At 46.4% G+C, this 4,335-nt stretch carries 7 protein-coding genes; 1 reads left to right on the top strand and 6 read right to left on the bottom strand.

Going from position 1 to position 4,335, the window contains the following annotated elements; genetic code table 11:
* Nucleotides 1–365 precede the first annotated feature (365 nt).
* The 6 genes from KIS29_11310 to KIS29_11285 form a co-directional block, all read right to left on the bottom strand.
* On the bottom strand, nucleotides 366–1,262 hold the full coding sequence (locus KIS29_11310) for a hypothetical protein (protein ID MBX8640913.1): 897 nt from the start codon (nucleotides 1,260–1,262) through the stop codon (nucleotides 366–368).
* 66 nt (nucleotides 1,263–1,328) lie between these two features.
* Nucleotides 1,329–1,550: a hypothetical protein gene (locus KIS29_11305; GenBank protein ID MBX8640912.1), complete on the bottom strand. Its 222-nt coding sequence runs from the start codon at nucleotides 1,548–1,550 to the stop codon at nucleotides 1,329–1,331.
* Entirely contained in the window at nucleotides 1,547–1,867 is a 321-nt protein-coding gene (locus KIS29_11300; protein MBX8640911.1) for a hypothetical protein, read from the bottom strand. The genes KIS29_11305 and KIS29_11300 overlap by 4 nt, the downstream gene beginning before the upstream one ends.
* Entirely contained in the window at nucleotides 1,864–2,484 is a 621-nt protein-coding gene (locus KIS29_11295; protein MBX8640910.1) for a hypothetical protein, read from the bottom strand. Before KIS29_11295 ends, KIS29_11300 begins: the two co-directional genes overlap by 4 nt.
* Before the next feature lie 121 nt (nucleotides 2,485–2,605).
* A complete protein-coding gene (locus KIS29_11290) occupies nucleotides 2,606–3,010 on the bottom strand; it encodes a hypothetical protein (GenBank protein MBX8640909.1) in 405 nt (134 codons plus the stop codon).
* Nucleotides 3,010–3,468: a hypothetical protein gene (locus KIS29_11285; GenBank protein MBX8640908.1), complete on the bottom strand. Its 459-nt coding sequence runs from the start codon at nucleotides 3,466–3,468 to the stop codon at nucleotides 3,010–3,012. Before KIS29_11285 ends, KIS29_11290 begins: the two co-directional genes overlap by 1 nt.
* Nucleotides 3,469–3,532: 64 nt before the next feature.
* Here KIS29_11285 and KIS29_11280 point away from each other — a divergent pair, with 64 nt between their 5' ends.
* Entirely contained in the window at nucleotides 3,533–3,907 is a 375-nt protein-coding gene (locus tag KIS29_11280) for a hypothetical protein (protein ID MBX8640907.1), read from the top strand.
* The last annotated feature ends 428 nt before the right edge of the window (nucleotides 3,908–4,335 follow it).

The raw sequence follows: 4,335 nt of genomic DNA, 5'->3' as shown, positions 1-4,335 counted from the left end.
CCCGCCTCGTGTAATTTTTTTGCTGAACCCCTGCAATTTGGAGTATCACACACCCATAATCCTAACTCAGAATCATAATGAAGAGGTTGATCACAGAAATAGCAGCCTAAGGATGGGTGTCGACCTGTAGACATCAGAACCCCGCCTTAGTAAGAAGCTCCGCAAGGGCATCATCCATCGTGTAACCTGGCGAAGTGGACCTACCCAGATTATCGATTACGTACGTTCTCTGTTCCGTACTGCTCCCAGGGTGCTGTTTTCTAAGGAACGCCCTGATACGTTCCACATTTTGGTCCGAGATTGTAAATCTCATAGGTCCACATATCCAAGTTGCATATAAACTTATCCAAGTGGACCTATCCAGATTATGATCCTATCTCGTCTTCAGACCGCCAGGTAAGGTTCAGGTGCCAATGCACCGGAGAATCGGGATCAGAAATGGTGAGAACACCATGATCATCTGGAGGCGGTTTGTCATGGAAAGTGATCCAATACCAGTCCTTTTGCTTGATAATTTTACCGCAGGTACGGCATTTGATACCATCGCCGATGAATTTAGGGCAAGAAAATGCAGAGTAGGACATGATGCCGAACCAGGTCTCGATTTCGACTTTAGGACAGGTCAGGTCAGCGTAGGGGCAAGATACCTGGGATCCCCAGTTTAAAGCATAGTCAACAGTCTTGAACATCTGGGTATAACTCTTACGGATCGAGACATACTTAACAACCCAGTCCTTCAGGCGCTTTACGGCACTGATGTTAAGGTGCTCAGCCCTGAAGCCATTGTAATGGTATGAATCTCCCAGGATGTGCCAGTGGGGTTGATCAGGTTCGAGTTCAGTCCTATCATTCAAAGAGGACGGGTGCCTAAAGTAATGGAATATGGCAACACCGCCCAGGATGCCTGCTTTCTTGGCTACGGAATACATTTCACCCCGAAGACTTTTATAATCCGATAATTTAGAAATCGATTTAGGCTTAGGAGAGATCACAAAGTGAATTATATCACCATGAGTAAGCTTGATGTATTGGGCTAATCGATCGGTTATGGCCAGTGCTTCATGTTTGCGCCAATTGGGGGAGCAGATTGGACAGGCGAAACGGTTACAGGAATGAGCGAATGACTGGTAATCGAGGCCTCCATCATCGTTTAGATGCCCCTTAAAACCAATTGTTCCGCAGTCTTCGTAAGGTTCACCTTGACCAGGGAGAGAGAAGACGATCGAATCGTCAAATTCTTGTAGTTCTTTCACATGTTCCATTAATGCCAGCTCCTTTGGCAGATATTTTTTGAAAGGAAATTGGGGACACACGTCCCCGGGAATCATTTATGTCTTTGTTTGAGCGCTTGCTTCAGTTCCTGACACTGAGATGCCAGACTTGGACATAGACATAGACACCAGGTGCACCGAGTTACCCGCAATAGCGGACACCAGAGTGACCATAACGAAAGCGTTGAAATTATTATAGACAACAGAGAGAGAACCAATAACAAGCCCGAACACACCCCATAGCATCGCACTTACCATATGCACAGTTTCTTTTTTCATATGATTCCTCCTGGTAAGATCGGTCCCAGGACAACCGGATTCTGCACGGTCTGAATAGCGGACTGAATGTCAGCACCGGCATTTTCCAACCACTTCATAACCTGACCCTGGATAATGATCATGTTATGCAAAAATACAGCAAGCTCCTTAGCTTTGGGATATAACAAGACGGTCAGAGGAATGAGCCCCTGGAAGTTATCCTCTTTGGATATCCCAAACTGATCCAGTATCTCATTCAACACCGGCTTTAGTTCTTTTAGCCCCTTGACGATCTCCTTAGCAGCGAGAATCTGAGGATCCAAATCAGCAACACTCATGGAGCGACCCCCTGGACAAAGAGATAAAACCAGTGAGCAACGGAGTCACCGTTTGCATACGCATAGGATAAGCCGTCAGTGGTGAGTCCGTCATTATTAATCAAGGGCATGGTAAACTCTCCTTTAGTAGGGCTATTAACTGCACCAACAACCTCATCGATCAGATACCCGGTTTGAGCGTCGAAGAGCTGCAAATATGAAGCGTGAGGAGATGTTCCAAGGGTATCCTGGGATATGGCCATTGTGTAGAATATCTTAGTGCCATATACCAAGCCATTTATGAAGTTTGTAAGAGCAACGGATGCCCCAGCGGCTACAGAGAGAGAGAGAACAGGGACTTTATAAGTGGATGCAAAACCACGCCTCGGGACAATGGCCTGAATTGATTTTATCACGGAATCAGGGACGTGCGCACCATCCATCAATGCCAAACCAAAGAGCGAAGCATCATAGACACCGAAAAGATTCGGGTTAATAGCATCATCAGTGTCTTCCTCAATACCAACATTACCGCTTACGAGCATAACCTCGGAATAAGCAGTTCCAGACACACGCTTTATCAGATAGGGAGAAAGGGTATACTCAAGGAAGGTCTTGGCCTTATCCCTGAAATACAAGCGCACCGTAGATGCTTGACCGGACGCTGCTCCGAAATTAAGCCTATATGTCCTGCCAGAAATAAGAGGAACCGGAGCCCCTAAGGGCAACGGCTGATTTACCGGATAGAGGACAACCATATTACGGAGCCCACTTGACCACTAAGGTAGTTGCCTCTGCAGCAGCGGTAGTTGCCTCTGTCAACTGAACACCCCGGATAAAGAGCCGGTCACCGGCCTGGAACGATACCCCCTTCGGGATCATCCTCTGAGTGTTTGCAGGATTAAGCTGATTCGAGTAGAGCACAGCAACCACATTCTGAACATTACCTTTACTGATCAGGTAAGCGTGATTCTGCGCAGGCGCAGAAGCCGATCCCTGAAGAAACGCAACTGCATCTTCCAGGGTAACCTTCTGAGTCACATCGATGAAAGTAAGGCCGGATTCCTGGACGGTGTCCGGGCCAGTGAAAGCACCACCGTAAACAGTTCCAGCGGTAGCCGATCCAGCATCATTGATACTGGACATAGGGAGCATGCCAGGCATTATTTCCACCCCCCGGACTCACTCTTACCAGACGGGCCATCAAACACAGTTCCTATTCCATAAGGGATCAGGATGTTCTTGTCAGATTCGCTCAGCTTCTTATGCTTGACAACGTCATACGCACCCTTCAGGATCGCAGCAAGTCCGGCAATCTTGTTCGCTGCCGCACCGCCGACCTCTCCCAGGCTCGTATACTTATCTGAGTTCTGAAGTTCATTTGTGATCTCAGCAGTATAGGCGTTTTTCTGCATCAGATTATATACAACCGTTCCCACACCAGACGAGGATATGACCTTGTCTCCCTCATAACCAACCAGGGCCGCCAGGGCAACCTCCCCCCATCTCATTCCCGACTTACGGGATGCAGTCCGAGCACCGCGATAGATAGTCCTTGCCCTGCTTACTCTCCTTTTTGCAGGAGCAGAAGCAGCGGACTTAGAAGTTTTTCTTTTTGCCATGTATATCAAGGATTATAAGGAAACGAAGTATATATATTTCATGGAAACAGATTTACTCATTGCATTGGCAGGACTTGTAGCGGCGATTGCTATAGATTTCTTCAATTTGACGCTGATCGTGAAACTCTGGAAATGGTCAAGGGGAGCAGTGGACGATATCATTTCAGAAGCTACAAATGAGATTCTTAAGAGGATTAACCTACAGGTAGGGAAGTCAGGATCGACAATGGATAAACTCGTTGATAAGTTCAGTGATTCGCTACAAAATGCCAATCAGGAAGTTCCAGATGCCCTGAAACCCTTAAATTTGCCCCTTCTGTTTGCGAAAATCCAGAGTGGAAACATGGACATCAAGGACTTCATACCCATAGCTGCAAAATTATTACAAAGCGGAAATCAGACGGGAAACAACGGAAATAGATCGGGAGAATGGAAATAATTTACGGATCCAGGGATTCTTAGGACTCCCTGGGAGTAAAATCATCCAGTTTATAATTTTCAGGGCACATCTTATTTTTATGATATTCATATTGCCTGACGTTGCATTTATCATAGAACCTTCCACAGCGAGGGCATTGCACAGTTCTATGGCAATCAGATTTCATCTAATCCTCCGGACGGTGCTTTGATTCCCAAGTTGATATATACAAATGGAAATTCGCAGCGCTCAGGTAGGGAATTCTGAAGGGATGATTGATGGCCTTCAGGAACCGGATCATTTCATCGAGAGACATTTTTTAGTCACCCTTTTTAGCGGCTCTCTGTAGAATCAGAACCCCGCCTCGTGTAATTTTTTTGCTGAACCCCTGCAATTTGGAGTATCACACACCCATAATCCTAACTCAGAATCATAATGAAGAGGTTGAT

Origin of the sequence: Candidatus Sysuiplasma jiujiangense (assembly GCA_019721075.1) — an archaeon.
GTDB classification, from domain to species: Archaea; Thermoplasmatota; Thermoplasmata; order Sysuiplasmatales; family Sysuiplasmataceae; genus Sysuiplasma; species Sysuiplasma jiujiangense.
This window is presented reverse-complemented; position numbering and strand designations above follow the sequence as displayed.

Bases quoted from the DNA above. Each gene is read 5' to 3' on its own strand.
- KIS29_11285 (MBX8640908.1), bottom strand. From the start codon at position 3,468: ATGGCAAAAAGAAAAACTTCTAAGTCCGCTGCTTCTGCTCCTGCAAAA.
- KIS29_11300 (MBX8640911.1), bottom strand. From the start codon at position 1,867: ATGAGTGTTGCTGATTTGGATCCTCAGATTCTCGCTGCTAAGGAGATC.
- KIS29_11305 (MBX8640912.1), bottom strand. From the start codon at position 1,550: ATGAAAAAAGAAACTGTGCATATGGTAAGTGCGATGCTATGGGGTGTG.
- KIS29_11310 (MBX8640913.1), bottom strand. From the start codon at position 1,262: ATGGAACATGTGAAAGAACTACAAGAATTTGACGATTCGATCGTCTTC.
- KIS29_11290 (MBX8640909.1), bottom strand. From the start codon at position 3,010: ATGCCTGGCATGCTCCCTATGTCCAGTATCAATGATGCTGGATCGGCT.